General features: G+C 72.3%; 21 protein-coding genes. 9 read left to right on the top strand and 12 right to left on the bottom strand.

Annotated features, from left to right (window positions below; all coding sequences use genetic code 11):
• The first annotated feature begins 47 nt into the window (after positions 1-47).
• Genes ACTWPW_RS10140 through ACTWPW_RS10125 form a run of 4 tightly spaced genes read left to right on the top strand, consistent with a single transcriptional unit; the run spans position 48 to position 4,773 of the window.
• The gene (locus ACTWPW_RS10140; protein ID WP_375115770.1) at positions 48-1,223 is read left to right on the top strand and encodes an acetyl-CoA C-acetyltransferase; all 1,176 of its coding nucleotides are present in this window, start codon (positions 48-50) and stop codon (positions 1,221-1,223) included.
• Positions 1,224-1,227: 4 nt separating this feature from the next.
• The gene (locus tag ACTWPW_RS10135) at positions 1,228-2,592 is read left to right on the top strand and encodes an alkaline phosphatase D family protein (protein WP_443168523.1); all 1,365 of its coding nucleotides are present in this window, start codon (positions 1,228-1,230) and stop codon (positions 2,590-2,592) included.
• A gap of 26 nt (positions 2,593-2,618) precedes the next feature.
• Complete coding sequence (locus ACTWPW_RS10130) at positions 2,619-4,097, top strand: glycoside hydrolase family 3 protein (RefSeq protein ID WP_443168522.1); 1,479 nt, start codon at positions 2,619-2,621, stop codon at positions 4,095-4,097.
• 4 nt (positions 4,098-4,101) lie between these two features.
• On the top strand, positions 4,102-4,773 hold the full coding sequence (locus tag ACTWPW_RS10125) for a pentapeptide repeat-containing protein (RefSeq protein WP_443168521.1): 672 nt from the start codon (positions 4,102-4,104) through the stop codon (positions 4,771-4,773).
• Positions 4,774-4,781: 8 nt separating this feature from the next.
• Here ACTWPW_RS10125 and ACTWPW_RS10120 read toward each other — a convergent pair whose 3' ends face one another.
• The 5 genes from ACTWPW_RS10120 to ACTWPW_RS10100 form a co-directional block, all read right to left on the bottom strand.
• Positions 4,782-5,762: a zinc-binding dehydrogenase gene (locus tag ACTWPW_RS10120; protein ID WP_375115774.1), complete on the bottom strand. Its 981-nt coding sequence runs from the start codon at positions 5,760-5,762 to the stop codon at positions 4,782-4,784.
• 56 nt (positions 5,763-5,818) lie between these two features.
• A complete protein-coding gene (locus ACTWPW_RS10115; protein ID WP_443168520.1) occupies positions 5,819-6,856 on the bottom strand; it encodes an NAD(P)H-dependent flavin oxidoreductase in 1,038 nt (345 codons plus the stop codon).
• Positions 6,853-7,575 carry a CoA-transferase subunit beta gene (locus ACTWPW_RS10110; protein WP_375115776.1) on the bottom strand — a complete coding sequence of 241 codons (723 nt, stop codon included), beginning with the start codon at positions 7,573-7,575 and terminating at the stop codon, positions 6,853-6,855. Before ACTWPW_RS10110 ends, ACTWPW_RS10115 begins: the two co-directional genes overlap by 4 nt.
• The gene (locus tag ACTWPW_RS10105) at positions 7,562-8,335 is read right to left on the bottom strand and encodes a CoA transferase subunit A (RefSeq protein WP_375115777.1); all 774 of its coding nucleotides are present in this window, start codon (positions 8,333-8,335) and stop codon (positions 7,562-7,564) included. Before ACTWPW_RS10105 ends, ACTWPW_RS10110 begins: the two co-directional genes overlap by 14 nt.
• Positions 8,336-8,415: 80 nt before the next feature.
• Positions 8,416-9,144 (bottom strand): enoyl-CoA hydratase family protein, encoded by a 729-nt coding sequence (locus tag ACTWPW_RS10100; protein WP_375115778.1) that lies wholly within the window; start codon positions 9,142-9,144, stop codon positions 8,416-8,418.
• 45 nt (positions 9,145-9,189) lie between these two features.
• On the opposite strand from ACTWPW_RS10100, the gene ACTWPW_RS10095 reads away from it, so the two are divergent.
• Both ACTWPW_RS10095 and ACTWPW_RS10090 read left to right on the top strand, forming a co-directional pair.
• Positions 9,190-9,987 carry an SDR family oxidoreductase gene (locus tag ACTWPW_RS10095; protein WP_443168519.1) on the top strand — a complete coding sequence of 266 codons (798 nt, stop codon included), beginning with the start codon at positions 9,190-9,192 and terminating at the stop codon, positions 9,985-9,987.
• A 31-nt stretch (positions 9,988-10,018) separates the two neighbouring features.
• Complete coding sequence (locus ACTWPW_RS10090) at positions 10,019-10,930, top strand: SDR family oxidoreductase (protein ID WP_443168518.1); 912 nt, start codon at positions 10,019-10,021, stop codon at positions 10,928-10,930.
• Between the two features lie 134 nt (positions 10,931-11,064).
• Here ACTWPW_RS10090 and ACTWPW_RS10085 read toward each other — a convergent pair whose 3' ends face one another.
• Complete coding sequence (locus ACTWPW_RS10085; RefSeq protein WP_443168517.1) at positions 11,065-11,718, bottom strand: NIPSNAP family protein; 654 nt, start codon at positions 11,716-11,718, stop codon at positions 11,065-11,067.
• A 218-nt stretch (positions 11,719-11,936) separates the two neighbouring features.
• Here ACTWPW_RS10085 and ACTWPW_RS10080 point away from each other — a divergent pair, with 218 nt between their 5' ends.
• From ACTWPW_RS10080 to ACTWPW_RS10070, 3 genes are all read left to right on the top strand, one after another.
• Positions 11,937-12,224 (top strand): hypothetical protein, encoded by a 288-nt coding sequence (locus ACTWPW_RS10080; protein ID WP_443168516.1) that lies wholly within the window; start codon positions 11,937-11,939, stop codon positions 12,222-12,224.
• A 43-nt stretch (positions 12,225-12,267) separates the two neighbouring features.
• The gene (locus tag ACTWPW_RS10075) at positions 12,268-12,528 is read left to right on the top strand and encodes a hypothetical protein (RefSeq protein WP_375115783.1); all 261 of its coding nucleotides are present in this window, start codon (positions 12,268-12,270) and stop codon (positions 12,526-12,528) included.
• 101 nt (positions 12,529-12,629) lie between these two features.
• Entirely contained in the window at positions 12,630-13,442 is an 813-nt protein-coding gene (locus ACTWPW_RS10070) for an ATP-grasp domain-containing protein (protein ID WP_443168515.1), read from the top strand.
• Here the strand turns inward: ACTWPW_RS10070 and ACTWPW_RS10065 are convergent, their stop codons facing one another.
• From ACTWPW_RS10065 to ACTWPW_RS10040, 6 genes are all read right to left on the bottom strand, one after another.
• On the bottom strand, positions 13,443-14,189 hold the full coding sequence (locus ACTWPW_RS10065) for an SDR family oxidoreductase (protein ID WP_375115785.1): 747 nt from the start codon (positions 14,187-14,189) through the stop codon (positions 13,443-13,445). It lies immediately after the preceding gene.
• Positions 14,190-14,232: 43 nt separating this feature from the next.
• Positions 14,233-15,438, bottom strand: coding sequence for an ATP-grasp domain-containing protein (locus ACTWPW_RS10060; RefSeq protein WP_375115786.1), 1,206 nt, complete (start codon positions 15,436-15,438; stop codon positions 14,233-14,235).
• Between the two features lie 43 nt (positions 15,439-15,481).
• The gene (locus tag ACTWPW_RS10055; RefSeq protein ID WP_443168514.1) at positions 15,482-16,777 is read right to left on the bottom strand and encodes a DUF2252 domain-containing protein; all 1,296 of its coding nucleotides are present in this window, start codon (positions 16,775-16,777) and stop codon (positions 15,482-15,484) included.
• 63 nt (positions 16,778-16,840) lie between these two features.
• Complete coding sequence (locus ACTWPW_RS10050) at positions 16,841-17,824, bottom strand: L,D-transpeptidase (protein WP_443168513.1); 984 nt, start codon at positions 17,822-17,824, stop codon at positions 16,841-16,843.
• Positions 17,821-18,249, bottom strand: coding sequence for a PadR family transcriptional regulator (locus ACTWPW_RS10045; protein ID WP_443168512.1), 429 nt, complete (start codon positions 18,247-18,249; stop codon positions 17,821-17,823). The genes ACTWPW_RS10050 and ACTWPW_RS10045 overlap by 4 nt, the downstream gene beginning before the upstream one ends.
• Before the next feature lie 32 nt (positions 18,250-18,281).
• A complete protein-coding gene (locus tag ACTWPW_RS10040) occupies positions 18,282-19,055 on the bottom strand; it encodes an SDR family oxidoreductase (RefSeq protein ID WP_375115790.1) in 774 nt (257 codons plus the stop codon).
• Positions 19,056-19,066 lie beyond the last annotated feature (11 nt).

The following is a 19,066-nucleotide window of genomic DNA, read 5'->3' as shown; positions in this document are numbered from 1 at the left end:
CTCATACGGCATTAGCGGCTAGACCAAGCGCTTGCTACGATGCGGTAATGAGTGAGGCGTACATCGTCGGCGCCGTCCGCACCCCCGTGGGGCGCAGGAACGGCGGCCTGGCCGGAGCCCACCCCGCCGACCTCGGCGCGCACGTGCTCAAGGAGCTGATGTACCGGGCCGATGCCGACCCGTCGGCCGTCGAGGACGTGATGTTCGGCTGCGTGGACACGATCGGCCCGCAGGCCGGGGACATCGCCCGCACCTGCTGGCTGGCGGCCGGGCTGCCCGAGGAGGTGCCGGGCGTCACGATCGACCGCCAGTGCGGCTCGTCCCAGCAGGCGCTGCACTTCGCCGCCCAGGCCGTGCTGTCCGGCACGAACGACCTGGTGGTGGCCGGGGGAGTGCAGAACATGAGCATGATCCCCATCTCCTCCGCGATGCTCGCGGGCCGCCCGCTCGGGCACGAGACCCCCTTCGGGGGCTCCAAGGGCTGGGCCGAGCGGTACGGCACGCAGGAGGTCTCGCAGTTCGCCGGCGCCGAGATGATCGCCGCCCGGTGGGACCTCTCGCGGGAGGAGATGGAGCGGTACGCGTACGAGTCGCACCGAAGGGCGCTGCACGCCATCGACGCCGGACATTTCCGCCGCGAGATCGCCCCCTACGAGGGCGCCACCACGGACGAGGGTCCCCGCCGGGACACCACCCGCGAGAAGATGGCCGCACTCAAGCCCCTCACCGATGGGGGCCGGCTGACCGCCGCCCTGGCCTCCCAGATCTCCGACGGCGCCGCCGCCCTGCTCGTCGCCTCGCCCCGCGCCGTACGCGAGCACGGCCTCACCCCGCGCGCCCGCGTGCACCACCTGTCGGCGCGCGGCGACGACCCGATCATGATGCTCTCCGCCCCGATTCCCGCCACCGTGCACGCGCTCGGCATGACCGGCATGTCCATCGAGGACTTCGACGCGATCGAGATCAACGAGGCGTTCGCCTCGGTGGTGCTGGCCTGGACCAAGGAGACCGGCGCGGACCCCGCCAAGGTCAACCCGAACGGCGGCGCCATCGCCCTCGGCCACCCGCTCGGCGCGACCGGCGCCGTCCTCGCGGTCAAGCTCCTGCACGAGCTGGAGCGCACCGAAGGCAGGTACGGCCTGCTGACCATGTGCGAGGGCGGAGGACAGGCGAACGTCACCGTCATCGAGCGCCTCGCTCCCCCCGCCCAGGCGGCACCATGAGGGTATGGCGAATCCGTTCACCCTCGGCGTCGCCTCCGGCGAGCCGCTGCCCGACGGTGTGGTGCTCTGGACCCGGCTGGCGGTCAACCCCCTGAGCGCCGACCCCGCCCGGCCGGGTGGCATGGCGCCGCGGGCGGTCGAGGTGAGCTGGCAGCTGGCCGAGGACGAGCGCTTCACGCAGGGCCTGCGTCAGGGGACCGCCCAGGCGTTGCCGGCCTGGGCGCACAGCGTGCACGTCAGGGTGTCCGGGCTCAAGGCGGGCACCGACTACTTCTACCGGTTCAGGACGAGCGGCGGGCAGAGCCCCGTGGGGCGCACCAGGACGGCCGACGACCCGGAGTCGGCCCGGCCGGTGCGGTTCGCGGTGGCCGGCTGCCAGCGCTACGAGCACGGCTTCTACACCGCCTACCGGCACCTGGCGGCCGAGCGGCCGGACGTCGTCTTCCACGTCGGCGACTACATCTACGAGTCCCGCCAGTCGGCCCGCGTCGTGCGACCGCTCGGGCCGCTGCCCGGTGAGACGAGCCGGCTGCACGAATACCGCCAGCGCTACGCCCGCTACAAGACCGACCCCGACCTGCAGGCCGCGCATGCCGCCGCGCCGTGGGTGCCGACCTGGGACGACCACGAGGTGCTCGACAACTACCGGGGCAGGGGGGACGGGTCGGCGGCGTTCCTGAGGCGCCGGGACGCGGCCTACCAGGCGTACTACGAGAACCTGCCGATCCGGGTGCGGCCGCAGGGCGGGAACCTGCAGATGTATCGCAGGCGGACGTACGGGACGGTGGCCGACTTCATGGTGCTCGACGTGCGCCAGCACCGCGACGCCACGACCATGCTCGGCGCCGCGCAGGAGCAGTGGCTGCTCTCGCGGCTGGTCACCAGCCCGGTCAGGTGGCGCCTGCTGGTGCAGCCGCTGTTCTTCGCCCGCCGCTTCGTGCCCGGCCCGGCCCCGAACCTGCGCGGCGACTCCTGGGACGGTCACCAGGCGCAGCGCTCGCGCATCCTGGCGGCGAACGCGCCCGGCCTGGCCGTCTTCAGCGGTGACGTGCACAACGCCTGGGCCGGGGAGCTGAAGGCCGACTTCCTGGACCCGGGCTCGGCCGTCGTCGGGGCCGAGTTCGTGGGCACGTCGATCACCAGCATGCCCCCGGCCACCGACGGTCCCGCCGTGCTGGCCGCCAACCCGCATCTGAAGTTCTTCGACGACCACCGCGGTTACCTGTCGTGCACGGTGAGTCGCGAGGAGCTGCGGGTGGCGTTCCGCGCGGTGGACTTCGTGGACAATCCGGGGGCTCCGGTGCGTACGGTGGCGGAGTTCGTCACGAAGGGGAGCGGGCTGACGTCAGAAAATACCTCTAGCAAATAGGAAACTTTCCTATTAGATTTCGGGGCATGCCCCTGAGCGGTGACCTGCTTCGCCTCGCCGACGCCGTCCTTTTCCCCGGTTTCCCGGGACAGACGCCCCCCGACTGGATCCGACGCCGGCTCGGCGAGGGGCTGGCGGGCGTGGTGCTGTTCTCGCGCAACATCGCCGGCCCGGCCCAGGTGGCCCGGCTGACCGCCGCGCTGCGCGCCGAGAACCCCGCGGTGCTCGTCGGCACCGACGAGGAGTCGGGCGAGGTCACCAGGCTGGAGGTGGCCACCGGCAGCAGCCGCCCCGGCGGGTACGCGCTCGGCGTCGTGGACGACGTGGACCTCACCGAGTCGCTGGCCGCCGACCTCGGCGGGGACCTGGCCAGGGCGGGCATCACGATCGACTTCGCGCCTTCGGCCGACGTGAACTCCAACCCGGACAACCCGGTCATCGGCCTGCGGGCCTTCGGCGCCGAGCCGGAGCTGGTCGCCCGGCACACCAGGGCGTTCGTCCGGGGGCTGCAGTCGGCCGGGGTGGCCGCCTGCGCCAAGCACTTCCCCGGGCACGGGGACACCTCGGTGGACTCCCACCACGGGGTGCCGGTCGTCGCCGAGAGCGGGATCGAGGACGCGTTGCTCCCTTTCCGGGAGGCGATCGCGGAGGGGGTCAAGGCGGTCATGACCGGGCACCTCCTCGTGCCCTCGTACGACGCCGAGCGGCCCGCCACGCTCAGCCCCAAGGTGCTCACCGGGCTGCTCCGGGAGGAGCTCGGGTTCGACGGAATGATCATCACTGACGGCATCGAGATGGCCGCGGTGTCGGAGGCCCACGGGATCGGGGGCGCCTCCGCCCGCGCCATCGCCGCCGGCGCCGACGCGATCTGCGTCGGCGGCGAGCGGGCCGACGAGGCCACCGCGGCCGGGATCCGCGACGCGATCGCGGCGGCGGTGACCGAGGGGCTGCTGCCCGAGGAACGGCTGGCCGACGCCGCTCGCAGGGTCCGCGAGCTGGCCGCGTGGGCCGCCTCCTCGGGCAGCCCGGCTCCCGCGGACGGCGGCATCGGCCTGGCCGCGGCCCGCCGGGCGATCCGCGTCACCCGCCGCTCCGCCACGCCCGTGCTGCCGCTGGAGGCCGCGCCGCACGTGGTGGAGCTGGCCCCCGAGATGAACCTGGCCATCGACAGGAACACCCCGTGGGGCGTCGGCGAGCCCCTGAGCCGCCTGCGCCCCGGAACCGTGGTCACCCGCCTGACGGCCGGGCAGGCCACGGGCTCCGAGCTGGAGCGCCTGATCGGCGGAGCCGCCAGTCACCCGCTGGTCGTGGTGGTCAGGGACGTCCACCGCCACGCCTGGCAGTCCGAGGCCCTGCGGCACCTGCTCAGCGCCCGGCCGGACGCCGTGGTGGTGGAGATGGGCCTGCCCGCCCGCTCGGACCTGGGCGCCCTGCACGTCGCCACGTACGGCTCGGCCAGGGTCTGCGGCCAGGCGGCGGCGGAGTTGCTGACCGGTAGTCTCTGAGACCGTGAACTTCGACGGCGAGGACCTCTCCCGCAAAGCGCTGGCCGACCGGCTCCCGCCCGGCGAGGAGCACGTCTTCCGCGAGTGCGACCTGACGGAGACCGACCTGTGGGGCGCCTCGCTGGCGGGGGCCCGCTTCGAGTCCTGCGTGCTGGACCAGACCGACTTCCGCAGGGCCGACCTCGACGGCGCGGTGTTCGCGGGCGGCGGCGGGATGCGGACCAGGTTCAACGACGCCGACCTCATCGACGCGACCTTCACCGACGTGGACCTGTCGTCGGCCCAGTTCGCCGGGGCACTGCTGACGGACGCCTCGTTCACGGGCTGCCGCATGATCGGCGCCGTCCTGACCGGCTCCCGGGGCACCGGCTTCAGGGTGACCCGCTCCAACCTGACCCTGGCCAACCTGGGGGGTTGCTCGCTGCGCAAGGAGGTCATCGAGGGCGTCCGCTTCGACGACGCGGACCTGTCGGGCTGCGACTTCACCGAGGCCACGCTCAGCGACTGCCGCCTCATCGGCACGCGGCTGCTGCAGACGAAGTTCCACAAGGCGGACCTGCGCGGGGCGGACCTGGGCGAGCCGGACGACGCCAAGCTGCGCGCGTTCGCGGGCGCCATCATCAACCAGACGCAGGCCAACGCCATCCTCGCCGCCCGCGGCATCACCGTTCTCTAGCTGTTACGTCAGAGCGTCAGCAGCGTCTTGCCGGGCACCGCCCGGGCCTCCATGGCCGCGTGGGCGTCGGCCGCCCGCTCCAGGGGGAACGTGCGCCCGATGACCGGCCTGATGCGCCCCGCCGTGGCGGCCGCCAGCGCCCGCTCCGTACGCAGCCGCGCCCCGTCCGGCTCCGACAGGCCGAACAGCTGGTCGAGCCCGATCACCGTCACGCCCCGGCCCGCGGCCTCGGCCGGATCGATCGTCGTGGCCGAACCGCTGGAGGCCCCGTGGACGGAGAAGGTGCCGCCCCGCGCGGTGACCTCGAACGCCGCCCGCCCGATCGGCCCGCCGACCCCGTCGAAGACCACGTCGGGCCCCCGCCCGCCGGTCCCGCGCCGTACGAGGTCCGTCCAGCCGTCGCGGGTGTAGTCGACCACCACCTCGGCCCCCAGCTCCCGCGCCAGCTCCGCCTTCGGCCCGCTCCCCACGGCGGCGACCACCCGCGCCCCGGCGCCCAGCGCGAGCTGCACCAGCAGGCTGCCCAGCCCGCCGGCGGCCGCCTCGACCAGCACCCAGTCGCCCGCGCGGATCCCGGCCCGGTCGACCAGCCCCACCGCCGTGCCGCCGTCGTGCAGCAGGGCCGCCGCCTCCGGCAACCCCAGCCCGTCCGGCACCTCGACGAGCCCGCCCGCCTCGGCCACGGCCAGCTCCGCGTTGCCGCCGCGACCGGAGGCCGTGGAGACCGTCACCCGCCGTCCCTTCCAGTCCGGATCCACGTCCTCGCCCACCGCGACCACCCGCCCGGCCACGCCGCCGCCGGGCACGTAGGGCGGCTCCGGCAGCGGCGGCCCGGGGGTGATCCCGCGCCGCAGCTGCGTCTCCACGAAGTTGATCTCGGCCACCTCGACGCCCACGACGACCTGCCCCGGCCCGGCGACCGGATCCGGCACCTCCGCGGCCACCAGGACCTCCGGCCCGCCGAACCGCGTCACCTGTACTGCTCGCATGCTGGTCTCCCCTTGTCGGTGTCGCGACCAGCCTGCTACCTCAATCGGACTTGAGGTCAACTCGGTGATCGGCCGGGCAGGCGGGCCAGGGCCGAGTCCGCCTCCGCGATCACACGCTCGATCAGCTCCCGGCAGGACGGCAGGTCGTCGATCACGCCCACCACCTGTCCGGAGGCCATCACCCCCAGGTCCACCCGCCCCTCCACCATGGCCGCCCGCAGCAGCACCGGCGTGTTCGCCGCCTGGAGCACCTGCGCCCAGGTCAGCTCGCGTCCCCGCCGCATGCGCCGCCCCTCGCGGACCATCGACCGCCACGACAACCCCGACAGCCGCTTGAACCTGGCCCCGTTCACCACGGCCCTGACCAGCCGCGACCGTTCGAGCGAGGCCACGAACGGCGTGCTCAGCACCCGGTGCGGCACCCCGTCCACGTTGGGCGTCACCACCGTCTCGCTCGCCGCCAGGTAGAACTTCTTCACCTCGTCGGGCACCGGCGAGTCGCTGGTCAGCAGGAAACGGGTGCCCATGGCGATCCCGCAGGCCCCGTACGCCAGCGCCGCCACCAGCCCGCGCCCGTCGAAGAACCCCCCGGCCGCGATCACCGGGATGTCCACCGCGTCCACCACCTGCGGCAGCAGCAGCGTGGTGGCCACGGGGCCGGTGTGCCCGCCGCCCTCTCCGCCCTGCACGATCACCGCGTCCGCGCCCCAGCCCGCCACCTTCTCCGCGTGCCGGCGCGCACCCACCGACGGGACGGTCAGCACGCCCGCGTCCTTGAGCCGGGCGATCAGCTCCCGGCGCGGCGCCATCGCGAACGACGCCACCCGCACGCCCTCCCTGACCATCACCTCGATCCGCTCGGCCGCGTCGTCGGCGTCGGCGCGGATGTTCACCCCGAAGGGCGCGTCCGTGCGCTCCTTGACCCGCCGGATCGCCGCCGTCATCTCGGGCACCGACATGGTGGCCGCGCCGATCACGCCCAGGCCGCCGGCCGCCGAGGTGGCCGCCGCCAGCCGGGCGCCCGCGACGTATCCCATGCCGGTCTGCACGATGGGATGCCGGCAGCCCACCAGCGCGGTCAGCGCGGTCCTCACGCCGCAACCTCGCGGTCGCGCAGGCGGCCGGGGTCGAGCCGGTCGAGGACGCGGAGCTCCTCGGCGGTCGGCTCCCGTGTCTGGGCGACATTTCCGGAAACGTCGCTCAGCTCGAACCCTGTGGCCGCCACCACGTCGTCCACGCTCACCCCCGGATGCACGGACACCAGCCGCATGCCCCCATCAGGCGAGCCGAAGTCCAGCACGGCCAGATCCGTCACCACCCGCCGCAGCTCGTACGCCCCCCGGTCCGTGCCGAGCCCGCTGACCATGTCCACCTCGGGCACGAACACCCGGGTCGAGTGCCGGGGGATCCAGTAGCTCGTCGGGTCGCACCGCGTGTTCCCCGGCGCCCCGCGCACCCCCAGCAGCTGCGCCTTGGGCCGCGCCCAGTCGCCGACGCAGGAGATGTTCGTGTTGCCGTACCGGTCGATCTGGCTGGCCCCGAGCATGACGTGCCGGCGGCCGTTCAGCACCAGCCACAGGTGCTCGCGGAACGGCAGCCAGCCCTCCACCACCTCCGGCGCCTCCCCAAGGCCGGGCACGTCGCCGGTGAGCAGGCAGGTGCCGTCGTGCGTGAGCAGCTCCGGCTCGAACGTCAGCCGCGCCAGCCGCGCCGCCAGCACCGTGATCGCCCCGCCGATCCCGGCCGCGAGGATCTCCCCGTCGCCCCTGAACGCCTCCGCGCACGCCACCACGCAAACGTCAGCCCTGCTCACGGAACTCCTCCCAGGGGGTCTCCACGTACCGCCGCTGCGCCGCCTCGTCGCGCCCGTAGTCCGGCTCGCACGAGGTGAACCCGGCCCCGCCCGGCGCCTCCACCACCCCGGCCACCATCGACCGGCTGATCAGCAACGACTGCACCGGCCCCTCCTTCAGCAGGTCGGCCGTGTCCACGATCCGCTCGCACGACACGTAGCACCGCCCGGCCGCCTTCGCGTAGAGGTCGTCGAAGTACGGGTCGGGCCCCAGGTACTGCGCGTTCCCCCGGGCGTCGGCCCGGTTCAGGTGGACGAGCGCCACGTCCGTGGTCAGCGCCGGCACCGCCACCAGCTCCTCCCCGTCCCCGTACGGCGACCGCACCGTCCGCAGCTCCGGGTTGACCCGCATGACGTCCGATCCCGTCCCCGCCCGCGTCGGCAGGAACGGCAGCCGGTGCGCGCCCGCCAGCAGCCCGAACATGAACATGCCCTCGTCGTACTCCGTGAACTCGATCTCCCCGGCCTGCCGGGCCTTCCTGAAGTGCGGCTCCAGGGGGATGGAGTCCAGCGTCACGAACGGGGCCACGACCCTGCGCACCTTCCCGGCCGCGCACAACATGCCCACGTCCGGGCCGCCGTACGAGACGACGGTGAGGTCGCGGGCGGGGGAGCGGAGGAGGGCCCGGACGAGGGCCATGGGCTTGCGGCGCGAGCCCCACCCGCCGATGCCGATCGTCATCCCGCTCTCCACGGAGGCGGCCACCTGCTCGGCCGTCATCACCTTGCTCGCCGGAACGCCCGCAGGGCCGCCCGCCGGAACGCTCGCCGGAACGCTCGCCGGAACGCTCGCCGGAGCCGTCACGTGAACCGCTCCCGGTGCCGGTCGCCGATGCCCAGGAGGTTCAGCTCGAAAGTGAAGCCCTGCTCGAAGCGGTAGCTGCGGTTGACGTCCACCGGGTCGATGCCGTTGAGCGCCTCCTTGGCGCGCCGGATCACGTACGGGTCCTTGGCCGCGATCTGCCCGGCCACCTCCAGCGCCGCGTCCCGCAGCTTGTCGCGCGGCACCACCTCCAGCACCGACCCGAACGCGTGCAGCTCCGCCGCCGTGACGTTCCGGCACGTGTAGACCATGGCCCGCAGCAGATGCTGGGGCACCAGCCGGGCCAGGTGCGTGGCCGCGCCCAGCGCGCCCCGGTCCACCTCGGGCAGCCCGAAGTACGCCTCCTCGCTGGCCACCACCACGTCCGCGTTCCCGGCCAGGCCGACCCCGCCGCCCAGGCAGTGCCCGTGCACGGCCGCGACGACGGGCACCGCGCACTCGTACACGGCCGCGAACGCCGCGTAACACGCCCGGTTGGCCCCGACCAGTGCCGTGAAACCCTCGGTGTCGCGCATCTCCTTGATGTCCACGCCGGCGTTGAACCCGCGCCCCTCGGCCCGCAGCACGACCACCCTGGTCCCGGGGTCGTCCCCGGCCGCGCGCACGGCCCGCGCCAGCTCCTCCCAGTCCCGCACGGCCAACGCGTTCACCGGCGGCACGTCCACGACGACCTCGGCGACGGGCCCGTCCAGCAGCGAGATCCCCATTACCCTCCTCGCTCCACCTAACGCTTGCTTGGTACGGTAGCACCCGTGACCGTGACTTTCGACTACGCGGGCAAGGCCGTCCTGGTGACCGGCGGCACCAGGGGAATCGGCGCCGGGATCGCCGCCGCCTTCCGCGCGGCGGGCGCCGAGGTCACCGTCTGCGCCCGTACCCGGCCCGAGTCCGTCCCGGACCGGTTCGTGCAGGCCGACGTGCGGGTTCCCGAGGACGTCGACCGGCTGATCTCCGGGTTCGACCGGCTCGACGTGGTGGTCAACAACGCCGGCGGTTCGCCGCCCGCGCCCCTGGAGGGCACCTCGCCGCGGCTGCACGCCCGCGTCATCGAGCTCAACCTGACGGCGCCGCTGCTGGTCTCGCAGCGCGCGTACCCGCTGCTCGCCGCCGTCGGCGGGGCGATCGTGATGATCGGCAGCGCGAGCGGCGCCCGCCCCTCGCCCGGCACCGCCGCCTACGGCGCCGCCAAGGCCGGCCTGCACCACCTGGCCCGCTGCCTGGCCGCCGAGTGGGCGCCCCTGGTACGGGTCAACACGGTTGTGGTGGGCCTGGCCGCCACCCAGGACGCCTCCGGCGCGAGCCCGGCCACCACGGGGGACACCTCCGGCGCGAGCCCGGCCGCCACGCGGGACGCCGCCGACCACTACGGCGGCCGGGCGGATCTGGACGGCAGGGCCATTCCGGCCGGCCGGATGGCCACGCCCGCCGACGTGGCGCAGGCGTGCCTGTGGCTGGCCGCGCCCGGCTACGTGACCGGCGCGGAGGTACGGGTGGACGGCGGCGGCGAGATCCCCGCCTGGCGACACCTAGTTTCCGGCGACATTTCCTGATATCTCTGCTTGATCCTTCCGGGAGGTCTGTGTGGGAATCTGTGCCGGCCGCGTGGTGGTCGTGACGGGTGCCGGTCGCGGCATCGGCAGGGAGCACGCCCTGGAATTCGCTCGGCAGGGCGCCCGCGTGGTGGTGAACGACCTCGGCACCGGCCCCGGCGGCGAGGGCCTCTCGGCCGGGCCCGCGCTGGCCGTGGCCGAGGAGATCGACCGGCTCGGCGGGCAGGCGGTGGCCAGCAGCGACGACGTGGCCGACTGGGACGGGGCCGCGCGGCTGGTCAAGACCGCCGTGAGCGCGTTCGGCCGGCTGGACGTGGTGGTCAACAACGCCGGCTTCGTACGGGACCGGATGCTGGTCTCGATGACCGAGCAGGAGTGGGACGACGTCGTACGCGTCCACCTCAAGGGCCACTTCCTCCCGCTGCGGCACGCGGCGGCGTACTGGCGGGAGCGGGCCAAGGCCGGCGACCGGGTCAGCGGACGGGTGATCAACACCTCGTCCGGCGCGGGCCTGATGGGCAGCGTCGGCCAGGGGAACTACGCGGCGGCCAAGGCGGGCATCGCCGCGCTGACCCAGGTGGCCGCCGCCGAACTGGCCAGGTACGGCGTCACGGTGAACGCCATCGCCCCCGCCGCCCGCACCCGCATGACGGAGGAGGTGTTCGCCACGGCCATGGCCAGGCCGGAGTCCGGCTTCGACCCCATGGACCCCGCGAACGTGGCCCCCCTCGTCGTCTGGCTCGGGTCCGAGGAGTCGGCCCACGTGACGGGGCGGGTGTTCGAGGTGGAGGGCGGCGCGATCTCCGTGGCCACCGGCTGGCACCACGGCCCGCGCGTGGACCGCGGCGCCCGCTGGGACCCGGCGGCCGTCGGCGAGGCCGTCACCACCCTCCTGGCCACCGCCCCACCCCCGGAGCCGGTCTATGGCGCGCCCCCCGGGTGACGGCAACGACCGGACGGTCGCGGCCGGAGAGCGGCGGTCAGAGGGTTGCGGGTCGGGGTGCGGCGGTCGGAGTGCGGCGGCCAGATGGCAGTGGTCGGAGGGTGGCGGCCGGAGGGCGTCGGCGATCGGGTCCCTCAGCGCATGGCGGAGCGGGCGGTGGGGCGCAGGCGGAGCCGGACCGGGGCGGCGGTGAGGCGGGACTTCAGCATCGGCAGCTCCACCTCCCGCTCCTCCTCCGGCGTGTCGAACCGGGCGAACCACACGAACACGTTCTCCCCGGTCCGTACGGGCAACCGCGGATAGGTGTTCTCCGCGTGCTCGGTCTCCAGGCAGGCGACCGGCGGCACCCCGGCCTCGGCCAGCGCGGGCGCGACCTCCAGCGCGAAGAAGCCGGCGAAGCCGTCCTCGACGTGGTAGATCGTGGCGACGTACAGGGACGGCGGCGGCTCCCCGGCGCCCACCGGCGGCCGCTCCCAGGAGGGCGGCTCCGGCCCCACGGGGTGCAGCAGCAGCACGTCGTCGGAGTCGATCATCGTGGCGTTGGCCTCGTCACGGTGAGTGAGCCACACCGGCCCGCCGTAGAAGGCCTCCAGTGACGCCCGCCGGGAGGACATGTCGGGAAAGGCCCGCAGCCAGGGGAACGTGTCGGGCTCGCCGGCCTCCCGGAAGGAGCCGGTGACGCGCATGCCCGTGGCCTCCTGCGCCTCGATGAACTCCCGCTCGAACAGCGAGATCAGGGTGTCCCGCCGTCCCGGGCGCATCGTGTAGCGCCGCAACTCGTAGATCATGCCAGGGACGTTAGGCCCGGGTCACTGACACCTCATGTCAGCGTCCGCTCCGAACAATATTCTGATCACTGAGAGCTACCGTAAGGCAACGGAGAGTTATATGGTGGGGCTGACCTTGATCCCCTGAGGTCAGCGAAGGTCAAAAAGGGGTGGTGGTGCGCTCGAGGGCCCTGGCGAGCCGCCGTCCTGAAGGGCTTCCCACTGGCGAAGGAGCAGACGTGATCAGAAGGGTGTGCGCAGCCGCGGTCGTACTGGCAGCGATCGCCGGCGGCGCACTACTTGCAGTCCCCGCTCACGCTGACGACGACTGGGCCGGCCCGTGGACTGGTGACGACTGGTCCGCCAACCGGAGCAGCAACAGCGATTCGTCCCAGTCAGGAAACAACTTCGGTGACGTCCTCGCCGGCAACCACGGCGACGGACACTCCACCAACGTCAACAACGTCAACGGCATCGCGTCGACCGCCACCAACGGCGGGATCACGGTGACGTACATCTTCCACTGACCGGCTGACGTCCGGAAGAACAGCACTCCGAAAGGACCTCGACATGATCAAGAAGCTCTGTGTGACCGGCGCCATCGTCGCCGCCGCAGCCGGCGTGACCCTGGTGTCGGCCCCCGCGTACGCCGACACCAACGCGGGCAACTCCAGCTCGAACAACGACTCCTCGCAGTCGGGCAACAACTTCGGCAACGTCGTCAACGCCAACGTGAGCGGCCATGGCGCGACCGGGGTCAACAACGTCAACGGCAACACGGTGACCGCCAGCAACGGCAGTGACGTGGTCGTCGACGACGTGCACGACTGATCGGGCGGGCCGCGCCGCGCGGCGCCAGAACGCGGCGCGCCCCGGATCGTGCGCGAGCCGGGTCCGATATGGCCCGGCTCGCGGCGTAATAGCATCCGTGGGTGACTATCTGTGCTTATGCCACTTTTGCGGAACCTCATGGCGACGACGAGCGTGACCTGGTGCTGGCCGCCTGGCGGGAGGCCGGCATCGAGGGGCGCGTCGAGCGCTGGGACGATCCGGCCGTCGACTGGAGCTCGTACGACGCCGTGGTGGTCCGCTCCGTCTGGGACTACATCCTCAGGCGGGAGGAGTTCCTCGCGTGGGCACGGGGCGTGGAGTCGGTCACGAGGCTGCTGAACCCGTACGCCGTGCTGGAGTCCAACACCGACAAGACCTACCTGCGGGACCTCGGCATGCCGACCGTCCCCACGCACTGGTCGTCGCAGGACCTGCCGGACTGGCCCGAATACGTCGTCAAGCCCACCGTCTCCGGCGGGGCCCGCGACACCACCAGGACCGCCGACCGCGCCGAGGCGGCGAGGCTGGCCGCGGCGCTGGAGGCCAAGGGGCACACGCCGATGGTGCAGCCGTACCTCGACATGGTCGAGTCGGAGGGCGAGACCTCGCTGCTGTACTTCAACGGCCGTCTCAGCCACGCCGTCCGCCGCAACCCCATGCTCGTCCCCGGGATGACGATCGACGACAACGCGCGGGCCCAGCTCCGCACACCAGCCCCGGACCAGGTCGAACTCGCCGAGAAGGTGCTCACCGCCGTACCCCATGTCCTTCTCTATGCCAGGGTCGACCTGGTCCGGCTTTCCGACGGCACACCCGCCGTCATCGAGCTGGAGCTGACCGAGCCCTACCTCTTCCTGGGCCACGAGCCGTCCGCGGCGGCGAGTTTCGCCAAGGCGCTGACCGAGCTGCTCTGATCAGCAGGAGATCCCGCCGTCCACCGGGATGACCGTGCCGGTGAGGTACGCCCCCGCCCGCGACGACAGGAAGATCGCCGCGCCCGCCATGTCCTCGGGCCGTCCGATGCGGCCCAGCGGGACGTTCGAGGCGATGGCCTCGCGGGTGGCGGGGTCGTCGAGCGCGAACGCCATCATCTTCGAGTCGAAGGGCCCGGGGGCGATGGCGTTGACCGTGATGTGCTCCTTCGCCAGCTGCTTGGCCAGGTGCCGGGTCAGCATGTGCACGGCGGACTTCGTCGAGGAGTAGGCGTAGCTCTCCAGCGCGGGCACCTTGATGCCGTCGATCGAGCCCACGTTGATCACCCGGGCCGGGTCGTCCGCGCTCGCCGCCTCCCTGAGCCGGGGCAGGAACCTCTGGGTCAGGTAGAAGACACCTTTGACGTTGATGTTCCAGAGCTTGTCGAAGGCCGACTCCGGATACTCCTCCAGGGGCGCGCCCCAGGTCGCCCCCGCGTTGTTCACCAGCACGTGCAGCGGCCCGTCCACCGCCGACACCAGCCGCTCCAGCCCCTCGGGCGTGGACAGGTCGGCCGGCACGGCGAAGCAGCCCAGCTCGGCGGCGGTCTTCTCGACCTCGGCCGCCTTGCGGGCGGAGATGTAGACGGTCGCCCCGGCCTCCATGAACCCGGCGGCGATCATGCGCCCGATGCCCCGCGAACCGCCGGTCACGACGACGGTCTTGCCTTCCACTGAGAACAGAGTCATGTTCTGGAAGCATGCCATACCGAACGGTCGGTTGCCAGAATTCCTAGAAGCCCTCGTCCTTGACCCAGAGCCGCAGCAGCCCCCTGAAGTGCTCGACGAACATCTCCCGCTCATGCGGCTGGTACGTCGCGAGCACCGTCTCCACCAGCAGCCGGTCGAACTCCGGCCCGGCCACCCACTCCAGCGTCAGCTCGTCGAGGCGCCCCAGGTGCCGCGCGCAGAAGTCGTGGTAGCGCTCGGTCTCGAAGTAGTCGTCCGCCAGCCGCCGGTATCGCGCCAGCCGCTCCTCGTAGCTCCCCTCGACGGAGAAGTAGTCGTGCGTCTCCAGGTCGATCCGGGGCCGCCGCCGGGTGGCCACGCAGAACACGCTCCACTTCACCAGCGTCTTGATCGCCCAGGGGAAGTAGTAGTGCAGGCTGGTCAGCGCCACGTCCGGGCAGGCGTTGGCGTAGTCGATGGGATGCACGTCCGTGCCCTTGACCAGCGTCTCGCAGGAGTTGAACTCCCACCGGAAGAACGCGTTCACCAGCCGCCCGATCGTGACGACCTCGTCCCCGACGGACGGCGACAGGAACTCGTGGTCCACGACGTAGCGGGCGTGCATCGGCTCCTCGGGCCGGAACCGCATCACCATCGTCTCCGCCCCGATGGACAACGACCTGGCGAACGCGTCGTAGCCCTGGACGGCCTGCTGGAGGTGCATGAGCATCTCGCCGCTCTCGTCGTAGGCCCGGTGCAGCTCCTCCCGGTCGCGCACCAGGGACACGCCGCGCCAGGCCCCGCCGTCGTACGGCTTCATGAACAGCGGGTAGCCGATGCCCTCGGCGACCTCGTCCAGGTCGAAGGGCTCGTTGTAGCGGGCGGCGGTGTAGGCGTACCGGGCGTTGTCGAGCGGGTTCTTGTACGGCACCAGCACCGTCTCCGGCACCTTGAGCCCGAGCCGCATCATCGCGCAGTACGCGGTGTGCTTCTCCATCGACTGGAACGTGAACGGGCTGTTGAGCAGGTAGACGTCGTCCATCATGGAGATCTTCTTGAGCCACTCGCGCGGGTGGTAGTACCAGTACGCCAGCCGGTCGATCACCAGCTCGTGACGCGGCTTGGCCCGCAGGTCGAACGGCTCGATCGTGAGCCGCTCGACGTCGAACGAGCCCACCCCCTCGATCGGCCCCAGCCGGCGCAGCAGGGTCTCGTACGCCGACGGCCAGTCCTCCTCCGTTCCCAGCAGCAGCCCGATCAGATGTCGCACAACGTGCCTCCTGCCTACCGCCCGCGCGGCGGTCGCAGGGAGATCACACGCCCGGGAGACGGCCGTTGCGGAACAGATCGACGAACCTTCGATGGTCTTCCCGGGCCTGTGCCCCATAACGATGGGCAAAATCCACCAGCATCCCGATAAATCCGGACCTGTCGTTGCCGATCACCGCCACGATCGCCTCCTCCGTCGAGAAGTCCACGAGGTCGTGGCTGGACTCGTCGTCGGCGACCGAGTGCATGCGCGCCACCGCCCGCCCCAGGTCCTGCACGATCGAGCGCAGCTCGTCCGGCTCGTTGACGTCGTCCCAGTCCAGGTCGGCCGAGTACGGCGACACCTCGGCCACCAGCTGCCCCACCCCGTCGAGCGCGGTGTAGCCCAGCCAGGGATCGGCGTAGGCCTGCAGCGCCCGCTGCGACTCGGCCGTGCGGTGCCCCTGGTGCAGGAAGTAGGAGGCCACCTTCTCGTCGGTGATGTGCCGGGCCACCGCCGGCACCGCGGCCTGCTTCATGTACAGGATGACGTCGTTCTCCAGGGCCTGCGAGCGCCCTTCGAGCAGCAGGTTGTAGGAGGGCAGCCCGGCCGACCCGATGCCCACGCCCTTGCGCAGCGCCACGTCCTTGATCACGTGCTCGACGGGGTTGACCGTCACGGGCAGCGTGGCCAGGTAACCCTCGAACGCCGCCAGCACGGCCCGCCTGGTCGCCGCGTCCACGGGCTCGCGCCCCTCCATGAGCGCGAAGCGCCGGTCGTAGTCGTCGACCACGGTCTCCACGTCCAGCAGCGCCACGCGGGTGCTGAGCCGGGCGCGCTGGAGCACCCGATGCAGCACGCCGCTGGTGGTGTCGAGGGTGAGCGCGCCGATGGCGTCGTCCCCGCCCGCGGCGATGGCGGCCAGCTCGACCAGGTACGCGCCGGCGAAGTCGGTCACGAGCATGCTGATGGAGTCATCGGACAGCGCCTTGGCGTATCCGAGCAGGGCCACGCTGCCGGCGAACCGCTTGAGATCCCAGACGTACGGCCCCACGTACGCCTCGTCGAAGTCGTTGACGTTGAAGACCAGGACGCCGGAGGCGTTCATGTACGTGCCGAAGTTCTCCGCGTGCAGGTCGCCGTGGATCCACACCCTGCTGGTCGGCCCGTCGAGGTAGGACTCGTCGGCGAAGCCGGCGGTCATGTCCGCGTAGAACAGGCAGGCGCTGCCCCGGTAGAAGGCGAACGGCGAGGCCGCCATCTTCCGGAACTTCCGCCTGAAAGCGGCGGGGTCTCGCTTGATCGATTCGCCGAACTCCGTCATGAGGACATCGAGCAGGAAGGAGGAGCGTGTGCCCATGCTCCGGACACTAGATCCGGATCCTCCGACCGCATACCCCGATCTTTCCCTGACGGGGTCCGGTCAGGCCGCGCGAGCCCGCGGCAGGCCGCGCAACCCCGCGCCGACGAGCACCAGGGACAGGGCGCCGAGCAGCACGCACTGCGCGCCGGCCGTCGTCCACTGGGGACCCTCGGGGAGGTTGACGAGCATCGGCAGCCGGGCCGCCAGCACCAGCAGCCCCGCGACCGCCAGCGCGAGCGCCCAGGACGGGGAGCGCCGCCGGGCCAGCACGACCACCGAGGTCACCGCCCACACCGGCACCGTCGTGCCCAGGTCCAGCCACAGGTAGAGCCACTCGGCGTCCTGCGGCCGCAGCCGGACCACCAGCCACGCGGTGCCCAGCAGCGCCAGGCCGGCGGCCGGCGGCGTGAGGGCGAGCGGCCACGGCCGCCGCCACGGCGTGACGTCGCTGTGGAAGCCCAGCAGCAACGCGATCACCGGCACCGCCACGAACACCAGGTTGGCCGCCTCCGCCGGCGGCCGGGGCCCGGCCAGGAACGCCGGGATCACGAAGTAGGCCACCGTCGGCGCGGCGCCGAGCAGGGCCGTGACCTTCGCCAGGAGGACGTGCCCTCGCATGATCGCCACGAACGCGACGGCCCAGCAGACGGCCGCCGCGGCGACGCCGATCGACAGCAGCCGGTCGGCCGAGCCGGGCGCGCCCATCAGGACGAACTCGGGGCCGAACACGAGCGCGCGGATCAGGTCGGCCGCCACGAAGACGGAGCCTGTGCTCTGGTAGGCCAGCCCGAACAGCGCGACGAGCCGGACGGTCTCACCCCAGGCCACGAAACGGGCGGGCGCGCCCGCGCCGCCGAGCCGCACCCGCACGGACAGGGCCAGCACGCTGGCGATCTCGCCCCAGCGGGGGCGCGCGTTCGCCTCGTCCGGCGGGTCGCCCGCCGACTCCAGGAACGCGTCCACCATCTCCTCCTCGCGCCCGGCGCGGTAGGAGGCGGGCAGCAGCCGCAGCACGGACCGGTAACGCAGCTCCAGCAGGCTCACGCGGCACCCCCGGCGGGAAGCGACGCGGCGATCCTCGCAAGGAGGGACGCGGCGATGCTCGCGAGGAGGGATGCGGCAATGCTCGCGAGGAGGGATGCGGCGGCGCCGCCGGCGGCTCTGGCGCGCAGGCGTGCGGTGGCGGCACTGGCGGCGGCGGCCATCCGGGTGGCCTCCTCCTGGAGCGCGCGGGCGCCCTCGTCGGTCAGCCGGTAGTAGCGCCGCAGCCGCCCCTGCTGCGCCTCCTCGCGGTCGAGCACCACCAGCCCGGCGGCCGAGAGCCGGTCGAGCACGCCGTAGAGCGTGCCGATCTTGAGCTGCACGCGCCCCTCGGACAGCCGATCGACCTCCTGGACAATCCCGTAGCCGTGCCGCGGCTCGTCCACCAGCGCGGTCAGCGCCAGGAACATGGGCTCCGTTATATTCACCCTTCCACGATATCTTGTCCCGCAAGATATCGTCAGGGGTGCTGCGAGGAAACCGACACCACTTCGCCGGTCATGTAGGAGGAGTAGTCGCTGGCCAGGAAGACGATCACGTTCGCCACCTCCCACGGCTCCGCGGACCGCCCGAACGCCTCCTTGGCCGCCAGCTCGGCCAGCACCTCCTCGCTGGTCACCTTCGCCAGGAACGGATGCAGGGCCAGCGAGGGCGCCACCGCGTTCACGCGTACTCCGTGCTCGGCCGCCTCCAGCGCGACGCACCTGGTCAGCGCCATCACGCCCGCCTTGGCCGCCGCGTAGTGCGCCTGCCCGCGCTGGGCCCGCCAGCCGATCACGGAGGCGTTGTTGACGATGACGCCGGAGCCCTGGGCGATCATGTGCTGGAGCGCGGCCCTGGTGCAGCGCATGGTGCCGTTGAGGGTGACGTCGATGACCGCGAACCACTGCTCGTCGGACATCTCGGCGAGCGGGGCCGTACCGCCGAGGCCGGCGTTGTTGACCACCACGTCCAGCCGGCCGTGCGCCTCCACCACCGCGTCGAACAGCGCCAGCACCTGCGGCTCCGACGTCACGTCGCACGGGACGGCGAGCGGCTTGACGCCCGTGAGCTCGGTCAGCGCGTCGGCGGCGGCGGCCAGGCGGCGCTCGTGCCGGTCCGAGACGACGATGGTGGCACCCTCCTCGGCGCAGCGCTTGGCCGTGGCGTAGCCGATGCCCGCGCCGGCGGCCGCCGTGACCAGGGTGACCTTGCCGTCGAGCAGGCCGTGCGCCTTCGGGTAGGGCGGTGACATGGGCTGCTCCA

This window comes from Nonomuraea sp. KM90, from assembly GCF_052246675.1.
Taxonomy (GTDB): Bacteria; Actinomycetota; Actinomycetes; order Streptosporangiales; family Streptosporangiaceae; genus Nonomuraea.
This window is presented reverse-complemented; position numbering and strand designations above follow the sequence as displayed.